The organism is Kocuria salsicia, assembly GCF_007681555.1.
Classification (GTDB): domain Bacteria; phylum Actinomycetota; class Actinomycetes; order Actinomycetales; family Micrococcaceae; genus Kocuria; species Kocuria salsicia.
In genome coordinates, this window is the sequence record NZ_VELE01000001.1 from 508,974 (window position 1) to 525,437 (window position 16,464).

Below are 16,464 nucleotides of genomic sequence, written 5' to 3' on the forward strand. Positions count from 1 at the left end.
CGCCGGGAGAACGCCGGGGCATCGCGACCGGTGAACACGACGACGCCCCCCTCCCCTCTCCGCGGGGCCCGTGAACCGGATCTCCGCGCCCGGAATGCGTGCGTGTCGCCGTGTTCACTAGGCTGGGCAGGTGAGCACAAACCTTTCCAAGATCTTCGTCGCCAGGCTCATCGGCCTGGACGTCTTCGACCCCCTGGGCGACCGCCTGGGGCGGTTGCGCGACGTCGTGGTCCTGCTGCGCCCCGGCTCCCGCCCGTCGGTGATGAACCGTCCCCTCGTGGTGGGTCTCGTGGTGGAGGTGCTGGGAAAGAAACGCGTGTTCGTGCCCATGACCCGGGTGACGAGCATCGACGCGGACCAGATCATCTCCACGGGCCTGGTGAACCTGCGCCGCTTCGAGCAGCGAGGTGCCGAGACGCTAGCGGTGGGAGAGCTCTTCGACCGCACGGTGGTGCTCCTGGACGGCTCCGGCACGGCGACCATCGAGGACGTCGCCATGGAGAAGTCCGGCAACCGGGGGGACTGGGTCATCTCGCAGCTCTTCGTGCGCCGCTCTCAGACGACCGGTGGTCTGATCCGGCGTCGCAACCAGACGCTGATCGTGGACTGGGAGGACACGGACGACCCCTCCAACGCGGGCCACCAGCCGGCCACCCAGTGGGTCGCGCAGCACGAGGAGGACCAGGCGGCGGACCTCGCGGACGAGCTGCGGGACATGCCGGACAAGCGCAAGCTCGAGATCGCCGCAGAGCTGCAAGACGAACGCCTCGCGGACGTCCTGGAGGAGTTGCCCGAGGAGGACCAGGTGTTCATCCTCACGCACCTGGACAACGAGCGCGCCGTCGCCCTGCTCGAGGAGATGGACCCGGACGACGCCACGGACCTGCTCAACGAGCTACCGGAGGCAGAGGCCGAGCGACTGATCACCATGATGGAGCCCGAGGACGCCGAGGACGTCCGACGACTGCGCGAGTACGAGGAGGGCACCGCCGGTTCGCTGATGACCCCCGTGCCCATCGTGCTCTCCCCGGAGGCCACGGTCGCGGAGGCCCTGGCGCACATCCGCCAGGAGGAGATCATCCCCGCAGCGGCGTCCGCGGTGCTGGTGTGCCGCCCGCCCCTGGAGACTCCCACGGGCAAGTACCTGGGTTTCGTGCACACCCAGCGGCTGCTGCGCTATCCCCCGCCCGAGGCCATCGGCAACCTGATCGACCGCTCCATCGAGCCCGTCTCGGACCAGGCATCCCTGGCAGACGTGGCGCGCGAGCTGGCCTCGTACGACCTCACGATCCTGCCCGTCGTCAACGACCAGGACCGGCTCGTGGGCGCGGTCACGATCGACGACGTCCTGGACGCCCTGCTGCCCGAGGACTGGCGCACGTACGACGACGGAACCCCTGTTCGAAAGGTGGGCAAGCGGTATGAGTAGCTCAAGACAGAACCCGTCCTCGCAGTACTCCCCCGGTCCCCTGGACCAGCCGCGGGAGAAGCGCCAGGAGTTCCTCACCCGGTTCCGGCCCAACCCGGACGCCTTCGGCCAGTCCACCGAGTCGATCGCTCGGTGGATGGGCACCCCCCAGTTCCTGCTGTGGATGACGGTCTTCGTGGCCATCTGGCTCGGGTGGAACACCATGGCCCCCGAGGAGATCCAGTTCGACCCCCGGTCGCTGAACTTCACGTTGCTCACTCTGATGCTCTCGCTGCAGGCCTCCTACGCGGCTCCCCTGCTGCTGCTCGCGCAGAACCGGCAGGACGACCGTGACCGCGTGGTCGCGGAGGAGGACCGCAAGCGTGGTCAGCAGAACCTCGCGGACACCGAGTACCTCACCCGGGAGATCGCGTCCCTGCGGATCGCGCTGCGCGAGGTCGCCACCCGCGACTACGTGCGCTCCGAGCTGCGCGGGCTGCTCGAGGAGATCATCCAGGACCAGGACGAGCGCGCGGCGCAGCGCGGTGCGCAGGACGCGCAGCCCAAGAACACGGACGGAGCACGGCGATGACCACGGATGACGTCGACCCACGGCTGCGAGCCGCCCTGGACGGGGTGCTCGACCCCGAGCTGCGCCGCCCCGTCACGGAGCTGGGGATGATCCCCTCGGCAACCCTGGAGGACGGGGCGGCGCGGGTCAGCGTGCTGCTGACCGTCTCCGGGTGCCCGCTGCGCTCGACCATCGAGGCGGACCTCACCGCCGCCCTGCGGGAGGTCCCCGAGGTCACGGACGTCACCATTGACGTGGGGGTGATGACCCCGGCCCAGCGCCAGGAGCTGCAGGAACGTCTCGGCCACCACCGCAGCAACCCCTTCGCCGACCCGCACACCCTCACGCGTGTGCACGCTGTCACGAGTGGCAAGGGCGGCGTGGGAAAGTCGAGCGTCACGGTGAACCTCGCGGCGGCGCTCGCAGCGATGGGACGCACCGTGGGCATCGTGGACGCGGACATCCACGGCTTCTCCGTGCCCGGTCTGCTGGGCATCACGCAGGCGCCCACGCGCGTGGGAGACATGATCCTGCCGCCCGTCGTCGAGGTCCCGGAGGGCGTGGACCGGCGGCCCGAGGACAGCGCTGCGGGAGCCGGGCACCGGTCCCGCGGTGTCATTAAGGTCATCTCGATCGGGATGTTCGTGGACCCGTCCCAACCGGTCGCGTGGCGCGGCCCCATGCTGCACCGGGCCGTGGAGCAGTTCCTCACGGACGTGCACTTCGGGGACCTGGACCACCTGCTGCTGGACCTGCCCCCGGGCACCGGGGACATCGCGATCTCGGTGGGCCAGCTGCTGCCGCGCTCCGGCGTGGTGGTGGTCTCCACCCCGCAGCACGCTGCCGTGAGCGTGGCGCAGCGCTCGGGGACGCTCGCCGAGCAGACGGAGCAGCGGGTCACGGGGGTCGTGGAGAACATGTCCGCCATGGTGATGCCAGACGGCACCCGGATGGAGGTCTTCGGGTCCGGCGGGGGCGAGACGATCGCCAGGTCCCTCACCGAGCGGCTGGGCTACGACGTCCCCCTGCTGGGCAGCGTGCCCCTGGACGTCACCGTGCGGGAGGCCTCTGACCGGGGGGTTCCCGCTGTGTGGGCGAACCCCGACTCCCCCGCGGCCACCGCGATGTGGGACGTGGCCCGGGCTCTGGACGAGCAGGGCCGGGGACTCGCCGGGAAGAGCCTCGGAATCACGCCGAGGGGCTGATCAGGTGGCCTCGGTGTCGAACGGCGCCCGTTCGCCGCGGGCCAGCCGTCGCACCGTGGGAGTGCCCGGCGCAGGTTCGCGGGGGGACTGCGCCGCGCGGTCCTGGTCCTCCTCCAGCAGGGCCTCCCGCACGATCACACGGGGGTCGTACTGCCGGGGATCTAGCTTGCGCCAGTCGAGGTCCGAGAACTCCGGGCCCAGGGTCTCCTTGAGGTCGTCCGTGGCACCCGTGGCGTAGCGGCGGACGGCCTTGACCATCTCCTTGAACTTCTGCGTGTACTCGGGAAGCCGTTCGGGCCCAATGATCACCAGGGCCACGATGAGAATGATGATGGCTTCTCCGCCAGAAATCCCGAACACTCGCCGAGCCTATCAACGTCAGGGAGCTCCCCCGCGGGGGCGCTCCTACCCGAACATCTTCCGGAGCCCGTCCGCCACGGTGGCGGCGAACCCCTCGTCCTGCGCGGAGGGCAAACTCACCCGACCCCGGTCCTCCGCCACGATTCCGCTGACCGTCTGCGCCATGGTCGCCGGAGGGGTCTGGGACGTCACGGTGTAGACCGCGTCCGTGCGTGCCACGACGGCGCGCCACTCGCGGCGCTCCAGCCACATCCTGGACCCGGAGATCGAGGAGGCCGCCATGCCCTCCGCGCTCACCGGCAACCCGGTGACGCCGTCCAGTGGGTTTTCCGCGTTCACCCGTCCGCGCTGCTCCACAATGGTCACGGTGCCGTGGTCGTTGTGCAGGGAGAGCACGACGGCGGGCTGTCCGCCCACCCGGGTCTGGCGGATGTCCGCGATGGAGTAGCCCTGCGAGGAGAGGCTAGGCAGCGCCCAGCCCTGGGAGCGGAGGGTGCCGATGTCCGACTCGGAGGTCGTGTCCACCATCCCCTGGGCCCCGGGCGCCCACGTGGCGGTGGCCCGGGCGCTGAGCTGCTCCTCCGGCTGCGAGCGCTTGCCCACGGTGAACGCCACCGCGGTCAGCAGCGCCACGCACACGCACGCCGCAACGGCGGCCACGAGCCCCGCGGTGCGCCTGCCCGGCAGACGAGTGCGCGGGGTGCTAGGGCCCTCGAGACGTGTGGCCATGTGCTCCCCTTCCCGCTCAGCTCGTCCCCGGTGGTGGCTCCGTTCCGGGCCGTTCCGGCGACCATTGTGGTGCAGGAGCCTGACAGAGCTCTGGGCGTCCTCCGGGTGTTCCCGACGCCGCGCACGGTCCGCGATAAGCTGAGCCTAGCGAAGAGACCCGGCCGCGAGGCCGTGTCCACCAACCGCGGAGCGCGGGGTCCACTGGACCCGGGAGCGCACCGTCGAGACACAGCAGCGAAGGGCACCCCGCGTCCATGACCACGGATAAAACCACGAGCTGGGCCTACTGCGAGGCCTACGCCACGGAGGACGAGACCGCCTTCCGTGCCCGCGAGCGCTCCCTGGCCCTGCGGCTGGACCCCGTGACCCCGGCGACCGCCGCGCTGCTGACCGTCCTCGCCTCGTCGGCCCGCCCCGCCACCGCGGTGGAGGTGGGCACCGGTGCGGGTGTCTCGGGCCTCGCGCTGCTGCGCGGGATGCCCGCCGAGTCCGTCCTCACCACGATCGACACGGACATCCGTGCCCTGCGCGCCGCGCGAGACACGTTCCGGGAGGCCGGGTTCGAGACCAAGCGCACCCGCACCATCTCCGGGGCGGCTGGGCTCGTGCTGCCGCGACTCACCGAGAACGCCTACGACATGGTGTTCATCGACGCGGATGTGGCGAGCACGGCCGACTACGTGATCGAGGGTGCCCGGCTGCTGCGCCGCGGCGGGATGCTCGTGGTCAACGACGCCCTGCACCAGGACCTCGTGCCCCAGCCCGCGCAGCGCCAGGAGGAGACCGTGGCCATGCGGGAGGTCGTGCGCACGCTGCGCGACGAGCCGAGGCTGTCCACCGCGGTGCTGTCCACCGGCACCGGCGTGCTGCTGGCCGTCCGCCGGTGAGCCGGGCACCCGTGCGGGACGCCGCGCTCGTGGCCGTCGGCGGAGCGCTCGGCAGCCTGGGCCGCTGGGGGGTCGCCCACGTGCTGCCCGCAGGGTCCCTGTGGCACTGGCCCACGTTCGCCGTCAACGCCCTGGGTGCGTTCCTGCTGGGCCTGTTGCTGGAGTTCCTGACCCGCCCCGGTGTTGAGAGCACGCGCGCCCACACCGTGCGGCTGCTGGTGGGCACCGGTCTGCTGGGCGGTTTCACCACGTACTCCGCGTTCGCCGAGGAGATGTGGCAGCTGGTCGACGGCGGTGACTCCGCCGGGGCGTTCGGCTACGCCGTGGTCACGCTCGGGGCCGGTCTGCTCGCTGCAGCGTTCGGGGTTCTCGCCGGCAGCGCCCTGCGGGACCGTCCTGCGGCCGGGCGAGGGGATCCGGCACCTGCACTGCAGCGCTCGTCCGACGCCGCCGGGCGCGCCACCCAGGATGGAGGGGCCCCGTGATCGCCGTGCTCGCCGTCGCCCTGGGCGGTGCCGCCGGCGCGGTGCTGCGCTTCCTCGTGGACCGGCTGATCGCCTCGCGTCAAAAGCGTCCGTTCCCGTGGGCCATGATCGTCGTCAACGTCACGGGTTCGTTCGTGCTGGGGCTCGTGAGCGGGCTGGGCATGGTGCTCGGTCCCGTGTGGACCATGGCCCTGGGAACGGGGCTGTGCGGGGGCTACACCACGTTCTCCACCGCGATGGTGGACGCCGTTCGACTGGCCCGCGGCCACCGCGGCGGCGCCATGCTGGCCATGGTGCTCGGCACGGCGTTCTGGAGCCTGCTCGCCGCCGCCGCCGGCATGAGACTCGGCGCGCACTGGGCCGGCTGAATCCCCCCTCGGAAGACCCCAAACACACAGCGAGGGCCCCCGGTTTCGGGGGCCCTCGCTGCATGAGGTGGGGTGGACGCCGGTGCTACTGGGTCACCGACGCCAGGCACTCGCGCAGCTCCGCCGCTTCGTCCGCCTTGAGCTCGACCACCAGACGCCCGCCGCCTTCCAGGGGGACCCGCATGATCAGGCTGCGTCCTTCTTTGGTGACCTCCATGGGTCCGTCACCAGTTCTCGGCTTCATGGCCGCCATCTGAGAGCTCCTCTTCGTGTGTACTGACGCCCTCCATGGTATCGAACACACACACTGGTCCGGGAACGGCCGTCACGGCGGGTAGTCGCCTCCGCCGGGCAGCTGCTTCCAGTGCCACAGCCACCCGACCCACACGAACTGCAGCACAGCGCCCGTGATCACCAGCAGCACGCGGTAGGCCCGCGAGTCGCTCACGTGCACCAGGGCGGCCGCGGCGGGGGCCCATGGCAGCAGCAGCCGGAACGTGGAGGTCTGTGGGTTGAGCACGAGCAGCAGATAGATCCCGTACGCGGCGAGCCACACGCGCACGAAGAACGGCAGTGAGCGCTTGACCGGTGCGGACCGCAGCAGCAGCACCGCAACCACCATGAGGACCACCGGGGCCACCAGGCCCCCGACCGGGCCGAACAAGGTCGCCGCCTCGTGGAACCAGGGCACGACCGGAACCACCACTCCGCTGCCCCGCCACGCGGCCTCCGTCGCGGTGTACGCGTCCGGTTCCCCGGTCACCGCCCACGCGACGGCCGGCCACGCGAGCGCGGCAACGCACGCACACAGGGCCACGGCCAGCCAGCGATCCGCGCAACGGTACCAGGGCCGACGCCGCTCGCGGACGTCCCGCACGCTGCGCCACAGCCACCAGACGCCCAGGGCTGCAGCGAGCGCCACCCCAGTTGGCCGTGTCAGAGCCTGCGCCGCAATGAGCACCACCGCCCACACGGGCCGCTCGCGGACCACGCACAGGATCGCGCCGCACAGGAAGAGCATGCTCAGGGACTCTGCATAGGGGGTCTGCAGCACGGGCGCCACAGGGTTGAAGGCAAAGACAGCCACAGCCCACAGCGCGGGCCGGGAGACCCCGCCCGCCGTGCGCGGCTGCGTCATCACGGGTGCGCTGCAGAACAGCCGGTACAGCACCAGGGCCGCCCCGAATCCGGCCACCAGGGACACGGTGGCCGCGGTGCCTGCCCACCCGGTGCCCGTGAGTCCGGTGATGCCCCGCACGAGCAGCGGATACACCGGGTAGAAGGCCCACTGGTTCTCCACCACCGTGCCGAGGGTGTCCACCGGAAGCGTGGAGGGGTACCCCTCGTTGAAGATCCGGTGGTACCAGTCCGCGTCCCAGGTGTTCACGAAGTCCAGGTAGCCCAGGGCGCCGTCGCCCCACGGCCCCGGGCCCTGCTGCCCGCCGATCGTGGCGAACACCACCCAGCCCCACAACCGCGAGAGGCCGTAGACCAGCACCACCGCGAGCCACCACGGGCACCGCGCGAGGGCGTGCCGCACCCGTGCGGTGCAGTCGGACGGGGTAGCGCGGGCGGCCGGATCGAGTGCCGCCCGGCTCATGCCCCGAAACCGGGCGCGGCGTCGTCGGGCAGGGACTCGGAGCCCGCGTGGACCTCGGTCAGCACGGCCACGGCCTCGCTCACGCTGTCGGTCACGCGCAGCAGGTCCAGGTCCCCCTCGGCGACCTTGCCGCTGGCCACGAGCGTGCTGGTGATCCAGTCCACGAGCGGACCCCAGTACTCGGTGCCGAGCAGGATCACGGGGAAGCGCGTGATCTTGCCCGTCTGCACCAGCGTCAGCGCCTCGAAGAGCTCGTCCAGGGTGCCGAAGCCCCCGGGCAGCACCACGAAGCCCTGGCTGTACTTCACGAACATGGTCTTGCGGGCGAAGAAGTAGCGGAAGTTGATCCCCAGGTCCACCCATTCGTTCAGGTGCTGCTCGTGGGGCAGCTCGATGCCGATACCCACGGACTTCGCGCCGGCGTCCACGGCGCCGCGGTTGGCGGCCTCCATGACGCCGGGCCCGCCCCCGGTCACGACGGCGTACCCCGCCTCCCCGAGCGCGCGCCCGAGCTCTCGGGCCTGCTCGTACTCGGGGTGCTCGGGTGCGGTTCGCGCGGAACCGAACACGGCTACCGCCGGTCCCAGGTGGGCGAGGGCGTCGAAGCCCTCCACGAACTCCGCCTGGATGCGCAGCACGCGCCACGGATCTGTGCGGGTGAAGTCCTCCGGCGGGGCGGGGCGCTGGTCCAGCAGCCGTTCGTCGGAGGTGCTGCGGCGCAGCTGCTCGCGGCGCAGCACCACCGGGCCCTTGTGGCGCTCCGGGGGCATGGTGTGCTCGTTCAATGACTCGGCAGTGTGCATGCAGGACAGGCTACTGTCCCGCTCTGCACGCTCGCCGTGCGCCCCCGAGGCGGGGCGCGTCTGGTCTCAGGAGAGCCAGGAGAGGAGCGCGCGGTGGCACTCGCGGACGGCGTCGGCGTGCACGTGCTCGTGGTCCGTGTGGGCGAGCAGCGCGTCCCCGGGTCCGAAGTTCACGGCAGGGACCCCCTGCTCGGAGAAGCGGGCTACGTCCGTCCATCCGTACTTGGGCTGGGGCTCCTGGCCCACCGCCGCCACGAACTGGGCGGCGGCGGGGCGGTCCAGACCAGGGCGCGCCGCCGGGGAGAGGTCCTGCCACTCGATCTCGTAGCCCTCGAAGACCTCGCGCACATGCTGCTGCGCCTGCTCCAGGGTCTTGTCCGGGGCGAAGCGGTAGTTGATCTCCACCCACGCGGTGTCCGGGATGACATTGCCCGCCACTCCCCCACCGACGCGGATGGCGTTGAGGCCCTCGCGGTAGTCGAGTCCCTCCACGCCCACGGTCTTCGGCTCGTAGCCCGCCAGGGTGGCCAGCACCTCCGCCAGCTTGTGGATCGCGTTCTCCCCGATCCACGAGCGCCCCGAGTGGGACGCCTTTCCGTGGGTGGTGATGCGGAAGCGCATGGTTCCGTTGCAGCCGCCCTCCACGGTGCCGTTGGTGGGTTCGAGCAGCACCGCAAAATCCGCCTCGAGCAGCTCCGGTGCGTTGCGCATCACGCGCCCCAGGCCGCTGGCGTCACTGGAAACCTCCTCGTGGTCGTAGAACACGTAGCTCACGTCCCGGTTCGGCTCCCGCAGCTGCTGCGCGAGCACGAGCTGCACGGCCACGCCGCCCTTCATGTCCGTGGTGCCGCGACCGTAGATCACGTCCCGCTCCCCCTCACGACGCCGCACGGACGGCACGGTGCCCAGCGCCCCCTCCACGGAGGGCAGGGGCACGGTGTCCAGGTGTCCGGCGAGGATTACGCGCTCGGCCCGTCCCAGGTCCGTGCGGGCCACCACGGTGTCACCGTCCCGGTGCACACTCAGGTGCGGCAGCGCCCGCAGCGCCGCCTCCACGGCGTCCGCGAGGGGCGTCTCGTGGTCCGAGACGGACTCCACGTCCACGAGCGCCGCCGTGAGGTCCGCGGGGTCCGTGGTGAGGTCGAGTACGGGGGTCTGCTGATCGGCTGCCATGGCTGCCAGCATAGTCACCGCAACGGCCTCCAGCGCCGGGCCACTCGGCTGAGCGTGGCCCTCGCATCAACGGGCCGGGCCCGTCCCACCAGCGGGGACGCCGCGTCGTCGTCGCCTGTGCGTGCCGGCGCTCCCCCTAGGATGGGACCATGACTTCAACGAGCGAGAGCACCGAGAATTCCCGCACGGCCTCCGCGGTGGGCCTGGCCACCGTGGTGGACTCCGGCGAGCGCGCGGGGACCGTCCTGGACGTCTTCTACCCCGCACCCGCCCTGCGCGCCAACCCCGACACGAGCTACGAGGCAGACCTGCGTGTGGCCGCCACCACGGACCCGGACCGCAACGTGCGCTCCGAGATCGTGACCACTGTCATCAACCTGGACGACGCCCCGCAGGACACCGCCGACGCCTACCTGCGGCTGCACCTGCTCTCCCACCGCCTGGCGCGGCCGAACACCCTCAACCTGGACGGTCTCTTCGGTCTGCTGACCAACGTGGCCTGGACCAGCCGCGGGCCGGTGCTCGCGGAGGAGCTCACGCGCTCCCTGCTGGCCCTGCGCTCGGGAGGGCCCGTGACGGTCTTCTCCGTGGACAAGTTCCCCCGCATGGTGGACTATGTGGTCCCCTCCGGTGTGCGCATCGGGGACGCGGACCGCGTGCGCCTGGGCGCCCACCTGGGCGAGGGCACCACCGTGATGCACGAGGGCTTCGTGAACTTCAACGCGGGCACACTCGGCGCGGCCATGGTCGAGGGCAGGATCTCCGCCGGCGTGGTGGTCCACGACCACACGGACATCGGTGGCGGCGCGTCCATCATGGGCACGCTCTCCGGCGGCGGCAAGCAGCGCATCACCCTGGGCGAGCGGTGCCTGCTGGGCGCCAACGCCGGCGTGGGGATCTCCCTCGGCAACGACTGCGTGGTGGAGGCCGGGCTCTACGTCACCGCTGGCACGCGGGTCTCTCTGCTCGACGACGCCGCCGCGGAGCCCCGCGTGGTCAAGGCGTCCGAGCTCTCGGGCCTCGACAACCTGCTGTTCCGCCGCAACTCCACCACCGGCGCAGTGGAGGCCCTGCCCCGCAGCGGCGGCTCCGTGAAGCTGAACTCGGTGCTGCACGCCAACTGAGTCCCGTCGCCCGGTTCGTGGCCGGCGCCGCCCTCTGGCGACGCCGGCCACACCCGTTTCCCGGGGCCCACTGGATAGGGTGGAGTCCATGAAGATTCTTGTCACCGGGGGAACCGGATACATCGGCTCGCACACGGTCCTGGCGCTGCTCGAGGCGGGGCACGACGTCGTGGTGCTGGACAACCTCTCCAACTCCTCGCGGACCTCGCTGGAGCGCGTGGCGGAACTCGCCGGACGGGACGTCACCGCGTTCGAGCAGGTGGACCTGCTGGACCGCCCCGGCCTGGACCGCGTGTTCCGCGAGCACCGCCCGGACGCCGTGATCCACTTCGCGGGCTTGAAGGCCGTGGGGGAATCCGCGCAGAAGCCCCTGTGGTACTACACGAACAACGTCAGTGGCACCGTGAATTTGCTGTGGGCCATGGATGAGAACGAGTGTCGCTCCATCGTCTTCTCCTCCTCGGCCACGGTCTACGGCGCCCCCGAGACCATGCCGCTCACGGAGAAGCTCGAGATGGATGCCCAGAACCCCTACGGGCGCACCAAGGAGCACATCGAGGACATGCTCTCGGACCTCGCCGCGGCGGACGAGCGCTGGTCCGTGGCGCTGCTGCGCTACTTCAACCCCGTGGGCGCGCACGAGTCCGGGCGGATCGGCGAGGACCCCTCCGGCATCCCCAACAACCTCATGCCCTTCGTGGCCCAGGTGGCGGTGGGACGGCGCGAGAAGCTCATGGTCTTCGGAGGTGACTACCCCACCCCGGACGGCACGGGCGTGCGCGACTACATCCACGTGGTGGACCTCGCGGACGGCCACCTCAAGGCCCTGGACCGGATCAGCGAGGACCCCGGGGTGCACGTGTGGAACCTGGGCACCGGCCGCGGCTACTCCGTCCTGGAGGTGCGCGAGGCGTTCGAGAAGGCCTCCGGGCGCGAGATCCCCTACGAGATCGCCCCGCGCCGCCCCGGCGACGCCGCCGTGTCCTACGCCGATCCCGCCTCCGCCCTGGCGGAGCTGGGCTGGTCCGCGGACCGCGACATGGACACCATGTGCCGCGACCACTGGAACTGGCAGAAGAACAACCCCAACGGCTACGAGGGCTGAGCCCTCTCCCGGAGCTGGTCCCTCGGCTGGTGCCGCCGGGCCCGCTCAACCGGGCTGGTTCCGAAGCGCCATCGCCGTTGGGGCAGCCCCGGCCGCCCCAACCACGGTACTGCGGTGGGATGCCGCAGCCGAAGCCCCATGAGAACGCCGCCCCGGTCACCGAGAAGGTGACCGGGGCGGCGGCGTCGTGTGGGGAGCGGTCAGTTGGTCGTGGGGTAGTGGCGCTCACCCTCGCCCACGTAGAGCTGGCGGGGACGGCCGATCTTGGTCTCGGGGTCCTCGATCATCTCGCGCCACTGCGCGATCCAGCCGGGCAGGCGGCCGATCGCGAAGAGCACGGTGAACATCTTCTCCGGGAAGCCCATGGCCTTGTAGATCAAACCCGTGTAGAAGTCCACGTTCGGGTAGAGCTTGCGCTCCACGAAGTAGTCGTCCGCGAGGGCCTTCTCCTCCAGGCCGATGGCCAGGTCCAGCAGCTCGTTGTTGCCGCCCATCTTGGCCAGGACGTCGTGCGCGTAGCCCTTGATGATGCGGGCACGGGGATCGTAGTTCTTGTAGACACGGTGCCCGAACCCCATGAGGCGGACGCCGTCCTCCTTGTTCTTGACCTTCTCCATGAACTCGTCCGCGGAGAGCCCACGGTTCTGGATCTGGTCCAGCATGGCAAGCACGGCCTCATTGGCACCGCCGTGCAGCGGGCCGTAGAGGGCGTTGATGCCCGCGGAGACGGACGCGAACATGTTGGCGTGGGAGGAACCCACCAGGCGCACCGTGGAGGTGGAGCAGTTCTGCTCGTGGTCCGCGTGCAGCATGAACAGGATGTCCAGGGTCTTGGCGACCACCGGGTCCACCTCGTAGTCCTCGGCGGGCACACCGAAGCACATGCGCAGGAAGTTCTCCGCGTAGTTGAGGTTGTTGTGGGGGTACAGCTGCGGCTCGCCCACGGACTTCTTGTACGCGTACGCGGCCAGAGTGGGGACCTTGGCGAGCAGGCGGATGGTGGAGATCTCCACGTGCTCCTTGTTGAACGGGTCCAGGGAGTCCGAGTAGAAGGTGGACAGCGCGGACACGGCCGAGGACAGCACGGGCATGGGGTGCGCGGAGCGGGGGAAGCCGTTGAAGAACATCTTGATGTCCTCGTGCACCATGGTGTGCGTGGTGATGCGGTGCTGGAAGTCCTCGTACTGCTCACGCGTGGGAAGCTCGCCGTAGATCAGCAGGTAGGCGGTCTCCAGGAAGTTGGAGTGCTCCGCAAGCTCCTCGATGGGGTAGCCGCGGTAGCGCAGGATGCCCTGGGCACCGTCGATGTAGGTCACCGTGGAGCGCGTGTTCGCGGTGTTCACGAACCCGGGGTCGAAGCTGACGTTGCCGGTCTCCTTGAGCAGGGAGCCCACGCCGTAGCCCTTGTTGCCCTCGGTCACCTCCAGCACGGGGAGCTCGAGGGACTTGCCCTTCTCGTAGTTCAGCTCCACCTTGTCGGTGGACTTCTTGGCCTCTGTCATGGTGAGTCCTTCGCAATTCGACTGGGGTGTCCCGCGACCTGTTCGCGGCCCTGTCCGCCACACCGTCGTGGCGGGTGACATGCACGCGGGCCGGGTGGGAACACAGATTGATCCGGCACCAACTTACCCGTTGGTGTGATCCCGATTCCACTTTCCCGCCCCGCGGGAGGTGCATTCAGCGCCCGGTGCGGAGCCGTTCCACCGCGGCGGCCATGCGCTCGTCCGACGCCGTGAGGGACAGCCGGACGAAGCCGTCGCCGGCGTCCCCGTAGAAGGTTCCCGGCCCCACCACGATGCCCAGGCGGGCGAAGCGCTCCACGGTGGTCCATGTGTCCTCCCCCGCGGTGCTCCACAGGTAGAGACCGGCCTCCGAGTGCTCGACGCGCAGCCCGAAGGCCTCGACCGCGGGCCTCAGCGCCGCGCGGCGGGCCCGGTAGAGCGCCTTCTGCGCGGCCACGTGGACGGTGTCCCCCAGGGCCACGCGCATGGCCTCCTGCACGGGGTACGCCACGATCATCCCGGCGTGCTTGCGGGAGTTGATCAATGACGGCATCAGCGCCGGGTCACCGGCGAGGAACGCAGCGCGGTAGCCGGCGAGGTTCGACTGCTTGGACAGCGAGTACGCGCTGAACAGCAAGGACATGTCCCCGCCGCTCACGCGCGGGTCCAGTACGGACGGAACGGGTTCGCCGCCCTCCGACGGGTCCCACGCGCCCCAGCCGAGCTCCGCGTAGCACTCGTCCGAGACCACCACGGCACCCTGGGCGCGGGCCTGGTCTACCAGGGTGCGCAGGGACTCGACGTCCCGCACGATGCCGGTGGGATTGCCCGGGGAGTTGACCCACACCATGCGTACGCGCTCGCGCACGGCCGGGTCCAGCTCGTCCAGGGAGTCCGCGGCCACGGCCTCGGCGCCAGCGAGCCGGGCCCCGATGTCGTAGGTGGGGTAGGCCACCACGGGCCGCACGACGACGTCCCCGGGGCCCAGCCCCAGTAGCAGCGGCAACCACGCGACGAGCTCCTTGGAGCCCACGGTGGGCATCACGGCATCGGGATCCAGCCCGGGAACGTTGCGCCGCTCGGCATACCACGCGGCCACGGCCTCGCGCAACGCGGCGGTACCGTGCGTCGTCGGGTACCCGGGTGCGTCCGCGGCGGCGGCCAGGGCGTCCTGGACCACGAGCGGCGTGGGGTCCACCGGCGTGCCGATGGACAGGTCCACGACACCGCCCGGGTGCTCCTCGGCGAGACGACGGTACGGAGCCAGCGCGTTCCAGGGATAGTCGGGCAGGTCCAGGCCGAAGCCGCGGCGCTCATCCACCGGTTCAGTCCTGGTTCTGCGGAGGCAGCGCCTCGATCAGGGGGTGGTCCTTGTGGGTGTTGCCGAGCTTCGCGGCTCCGCCCGGAGACCCGAGGTCGTCGAAGAACTCCACATTGGCCTTGTAGTAGTCGGCCCACTCGTCCGGTGTGTCGTCCTCGTAGTAGATCGCCTCCACGGGGCACACCGGCTCGCACGCACCACAGTCCACGCACTCGTCCGGGTGGATGTACAGGCTGCGCTCACCCTCGTAGATGCAGTCCACGGGGCACTCCTCCACGCACGCCTTGTCCTTGACGTCCACGCAGGGCTGAGCGATCACGTAAGTCACGGTTGTTGGACCTTTCCTTCTGTTCCCAAAACTTCGACCATTCTAGCGACGGGCCTTTGACGCTACCGCGTGCACCGGCGGGCCAGCCAACGTCCCGTAACAATCACCGAGGCCATCACGGCCAGAAAGACCACCACGAACCACGCAATGCCCACCACGCCGATGGGCGCGCTCCACTGGGTGACCACGAGCGCCGAACCCTGCCGGAGGTAGGCCGTGGCCCAGGCGATCAGGTACGTGGCCAGGCCGGGCACCGCGGCGGCCCAGACCCTGCGGGTGGAGGTGCCGCACCACAGACCCGCGCACAGCAGCAGAGCACCGGAGAACACGAGCCCCCACGGCAGCCACCACCCGTCCAGGTACCAGATCCCACCGTGCATCGCGGTGGCCACCGCTCCCACGAGCACGCCGGTGAGCACGGAGGTCAGGGCCGACGACGCTGCGCCGGGGCGCTCGTCCGACGCCCGTGGCCCGTCTGTCGTCCGTTCCTCGTCCGGCGCCGACAGCTCGTCCATCGCCGGTGTCTCGTACGATCTCTGGCCCTCGGGGGACGCCCACGGGGCCTCGCGGCGCTGCGGCGAGGAGGTGCTCATGCGCCCGCCCGCCGCAGCAGCCGGTACGTCTCGGTGGTGTTGATGCGTTGCGGCACCCCGTTGGACATCGTGTAGCTGCGGTCCTCCGGGTCTTCCGCGAGCACGATCTGCGTGGCGTGGGCCGCCATGGCGGCTCGCTTCACGGCAAGCTCCCCGTGGATCGCGGCCTGCAGCCGGGGGTCGGCGGGGTCCACCTGGCTCTCGATGCCCCAGAAGAGGGGGACGTCCCAGACGGCGTCCGCGGCGTCCGGTGCAGACGCCGCGATCTCGACCGCGCGCTGGGTGACCCGGTGGGCTGCCACATGGTCCGGGTGGCCGTAGCCGCCGTCGTCCGCGTAGGTGACCACGGCGTGCGGGCGCAACGCCCGGATCGCGGCAGCCACGTGCGCGGCCGTCTCCTCAGGATCCGCCGCCGTCAGGGCGGCGGGCGAGACGTCGAGGGCCGGCTGGGCGTAGCCGTCTGGACCCCAGCTCATGCCGGAGTCCACGTACTTCCCCGCGCCGTTCGCGAATCCCACGCGCGGGTCCTGCGCCGGGGGCTCCCCCGCGTAGAACCGGTCCGCGAGACCCATGGCGCGCGCGGCGGCGTCGAGCTCCGCGATCCGGTACAGCCCCAGGGCGGTGCCGTCCGTGTCCGGGCAGCCCGGCTGACCCACCTCCAGGTACCGGAGTGCGGGCGGGATGACCTCGCCGCGCTCACCACGGGTCATGGTGAGTAGCACCGTCTCGGCCCCCAGGGCGCTGTAGTGGCCCATCGTGGCCGAGGTGTTCACGGCCTCGTCGTCCGGGTGCGCGTGCACGAAGAGCAGACGCGCCCGGGCGGGGTCCACGCCCTCGGGCAGCAGCGAGTCCACTGCGCCCGCGGTGGCGTGTCCCCCGCCCGGGTACTTCGGGTCGACCAC

19 protein-coding genes are annotated in these 16,464 nt (G+C 70.7%); 8 read left to right on the forward strand and 11 right to left on the reverse strand.

Annotated elements, in window-relative coordinates:
* Positions 1 to 130 precede the first annotated feature (130 nt).
* Genes FS770_RS02215 through FS770_RS02225 form a run of 3 tightly spaced genes read left to right on the forward strand, consistent with a single transcriptional unit; the run spans position 131 to position 3,184 of the window.
* Positions 131 to 1,429, forward strand: a complete 1,299-nt coding sequence (locus tag FS770_RS02215; protein ID WP_126874962.1) for a magnesium transporter MgtE N-terminal domain-containing protein — start codon at positions 131 to 133, stop codon at positions 1,427 to 1,429.
* The gene (locus tag FS770_RS02220) at positions 1,422 to 2,000 is read left to right on the forward strand and encodes a DUF1003 domain-containing protein (protein ID WP_144942063.1); all 579 of its coding nucleotides are present in this window, start codon (positions 1,422 to 1,424) and stop codon (positions 1,998 to 2,000) included. Before FS770_RS02215 ends, FS770_RS02220 begins: the two co-directional genes overlap by 8 nt.
* On the forward strand, positions 1,997 to 3,184 hold the full coding sequence (locus FS770_RS02225) for an Mrp/NBP35 family ATP-binding protein (protein WP_144942061.1): 1,188 nt from the start codon (positions 1,997 to 1,999) through the stop codon (positions 3,182 to 3,184). Before FS770_RS02220 ends, FS770_RS02225 begins: the two co-directional genes overlap by 4 nt.
* Here the strand turns inward: FS770_RS02225 and FS770_RS02230 are convergent, their stop codons facing one another.
* Positions 3,185 to 3,544, reverse strand: coding sequence for a twin-arginine translocase TatA/TatE family subunit (locus FS770_RS02230; protein WP_144942059.1), 360 nt, complete (start codon positions 3,542 to 3,544; stop codon positions 3,185 to 3,187).
* Positions 3,545 to 3,589: 45 nt separating this feature from the next.
* Positions 3,590 to 4,273, reverse strand: a complete 684-nt coding sequence (locus tag FS770_RS02235) for a hypothetical protein (protein ID WP_144942057.1) — start codon at positions 4,271 to 4,273, stop codon at positions 3,590 to 3,592.
* Positions 4,274 to 4,527: 254 nt separating this feature from the next.
* Between FS770_RS02235 and FS770_RS02240 the strand changes: the two genes are divergently transcribed.
* From FS770_RS02240 to FS770_RS02250, 3 genes are read left to right on the forward strand one after another with little or no spacing between them, the layout of a single operon-like run.
* Positions 4,528 to 5,160 (forward strand): O-methyltransferase, encoded by a 633-nt coding sequence (locus FS770_RS02240; protein ID WP_144942055.1) that lies wholly within the window; start codon positions 4,528 to 4,530, stop codon positions 5,158 to 5,160.
* Entirely contained in the window at positions 5,157 to 5,645 is a 489-nt protein-coding gene (locus FS770_RS02245) for a fluoride efflux transporter FluC (RefSeq protein ID WP_144942053.1), read from the forward strand. Before FS770_RS02240 ends, FS770_RS02245 begins: the two co-directional genes overlap by 4 nt.
* Entirely contained in the window at positions 5,642 to 6,013 is a 372-nt protein-coding gene (locus FS770_RS02250; protein WP_145009590.1) for a fluoride efflux transporter FluC, read from the forward strand. The genes FS770_RS02245 and FS770_RS02250 overlap by 4 nt, the downstream gene beginning before the upstream one ends.
* 85 nt (positions 6,014 to 6,098) lie before the next feature.
* Here FS770_RS02250 and FS770_RS02255 read toward each other — a convergent pair whose 3' ends face one another.
* The 4 genes from FS770_RS02255 to dapE all read right to left on the reverse strand — a co-directional run bounded on the left by FS770_RS02255 (position 6,099) and on the right by dapE (position 9,589).
* A complete protein-coding gene (locus FS770_RS02255) occupies positions 6,099 to 6,266 on the reverse strand; it encodes a DUF3117 domain-containing protein (protein ID WP_082810297.1) in 168 nt (55 codons plus the stop codon).
* A 72-nt stretch (positions 6,267 to 6,338) separates the two neighbouring features.
* Complete coding sequence (locus FS770_RS02260; protein WP_144942049.1) at positions 6,339 to 7,613, reverse strand: hypothetical protein; 1,275 nt, start codon at positions 7,611 to 7,613, stop codon at positions 6,339 to 6,341.
* On the reverse strand, positions 7,610 to 8,416 hold the full coding sequence (locus FS770_RS02265; RefSeq protein WP_144942047.1) for an LOG family protein: 807 nt from the start codon (positions 8,414 to 8,416) through the stop codon (positions 7,610 to 7,612). The genes FS770_RS02260 and FS770_RS02265 overlap by 4 nt, the downstream gene beginning before the upstream one ends.
* Positions 8,417 to 8,482: 66 nt before the next feature.
* A complete protein-coding gene (dapE, locus tag FS770_RS02270; protein WP_244944699.1) occupies positions 8,483 to 9,589 on the reverse strand; it encodes a succinyl-diaminopimelate desuccinylase in 1,107 nt (368 codons plus the stop codon).
* 149 nt (positions 9,590 to 9,738) lie between these two features.
* Here dapE and dapD point away from each other — a divergent pair, with 149 nt between their 5' ends.
* Entirely contained in the window at positions 9,739 to 10,713 is a 975-nt protein-coding gene (gene dapD / locus FS770_RS02275) for a 2,3,4,5-tetrahydropyridine-2,6-dicarboxylate N-succinyltransferase (protein WP_145009593.1), read from the forward strand.
* Positions 10,714 to 10,801: 88 nt separating this feature from the next.
* Positions 10,802 to 11,818: a UDP-glucose 4-epimerase GalE gene (gene galE, locus FS770_RS02280; protein WP_144942043.1), complete on the forward strand. Its 1,017-nt coding sequence runs from the start codon at positions 10,802 to 10,804 to the stop codon at positions 11,816 to 11,818.
* A gap of 200 nt (positions 11,819 to 12,018) precedes the next feature.
* Here galE and FS770_RS02285 read toward each other — a convergent pair whose 3' ends face one another.
* The 5 genes from FS770_RS02285 to FS770_RS02305 all read right to left on the reverse strand — a co-directional run bounded on the left by FS770_RS02285 (position 12,019) and on the right by FS770_RS02305 (position 16,464).
* Positions 12,019 to 13,320 carry a citrate synthase gene (locus FS770_RS02285; protein WP_145009596.1) on the reverse strand — a complete coding sequence of 434 codons (1,302 nt, stop codon included), beginning with the start codon at positions 13,318 to 13,320 and terminating at the stop codon, positions 12,019 to 12,021.
* Between the two features lie 175 nt (positions 13,321 to 13,495).
* Positions 13,496 to 14,641 (reverse strand): succinyldiaminopimelate transaminase, encoded by a 1,146-nt coding sequence (dapC, locus tag FS770_RS02290; RefSeq protein ID WP_145009599.1) that lies wholly within the window; start codon positions 14,639 to 14,641, stop codon positions 13,496 to 13,498.
* 4 nt (positions 14,642 to 14,645) lie between these two features.
* Complete coding sequence (gene fdxA, locus FS770_RS02295; protein WP_055086032.1) at positions 14,646 to 14,969, reverse strand: ferredoxin; 324 nt, start codon at positions 14,967 to 14,969, stop codon at positions 14,646 to 14,648.
* A gap of 62 nt (positions 14,970 to 15,031) precedes the next feature.
* Positions 15,032 to 15,562, reverse strand: coding sequence for a hypothetical protein (locus FS770_RS02300; RefSeq protein ID WP_244944700.1), 531 nt, complete (start codon positions 15,560 to 15,562; stop codon positions 15,032 to 15,034).
* Positions 15,559 to 16,464, reverse strand: coding sequence for a PIG-L family deacetylase (locus tag FS770_RS02305; protein ID WP_145009602.1), 906 nt, complete (start codon positions 16,462 to 16,464; stop codon positions 15,559 to 15,561). The genes FS770_RS02300 and FS770_RS02305 overlap by 4 nt, the downstream gene beginning before the upstream one ends.

Excerpts from the sequence above, each read along its gene's own strand:
- FS770_RS02220 (WP_144942063.1), top strand. The coding sequence starts at position 1,422 with ATGAGTAGCTCAAGACAGAACCCGTCCTCGCAGTACTCCCCCGGTCCC.
- FS770_RS02225 (WP_144942061.1), top strand. The coding sequence starts at position 1,997 with ATGACCACGGATGACGTCGACCCACGGCTGCGAGCCGCCCTGGACGGG.
- FS770_RS02235 (WP_144942057.1), bottom strand. The coding sequence starts at position 4,273 with ATGGCCACACGTCTCGAGGGCCCTAGCACCCCGCGCACTCGTCTGCCG.
- FS770_RS02240 (WP_144942055.1), top strand. The coding sequence starts at position 4,528 with ATGACCACGGATAAAACCACGAGCTGGGCCTACTGCGAGGCCTACGCC.
- FS770_RS02255 (WP_082810297.1), bottom strand. The coding sequence starts at position 6,266 with ATGGCGGCCATGAAGCCGAGAACTGGTGACGGACCCATGGAGGTCACC.
- FS770_RS02260 (WP_144942049.1), bottom strand. The coding sequence starts at position 7,613 with ATGAGCCGGGCGGCACTCGATCCGGCCGCCCGCGCTACCCCGTCCGAC.
- FS770_RS02265 (WP_144942047.1), bottom strand. The coding sequence starts at position 8,416 with ATGCACACTGCCGAGTCATTGAACGAGCACACCATGCCCCCGGAGCGC.
- dapE (WP_244944699.1), bottom strand. The coding sequence starts at position 9,589 with ATGGCAGCCGATCAGCAGACCCCCGTACTCGACCTCACCACGGACCCC.
- dapD (WP_145009593.1), top strand. The coding sequence starts at position 9,739 with ATGACTTCAACGAGCGAGAGCACCGAGAATTCCCGCACGGCCTCCGCG.
- galE (WP_144942043.1), top strand. The coding sequence starts at position 10,802 with ATGAAGATTCTTGTCACCGGGGGAACCGGATACATCGGCTCGCACACG.
- FS770_RS02285 (WP_145009596.1), bottom strand. The coding sequence starts at position 13,320 with ATGACAGAGGCCAAGAAGTCCACCGACAAGGTGGAGCTGAACTACGAG.
- FS770_RS02300 (WP_244944700.1), bottom strand. The coding sequence starts at position 15,562 with ATGAGCACCTCCTCGCCGCAGCGCCGCGAGGCCCCGTGGGCGTCCCCC.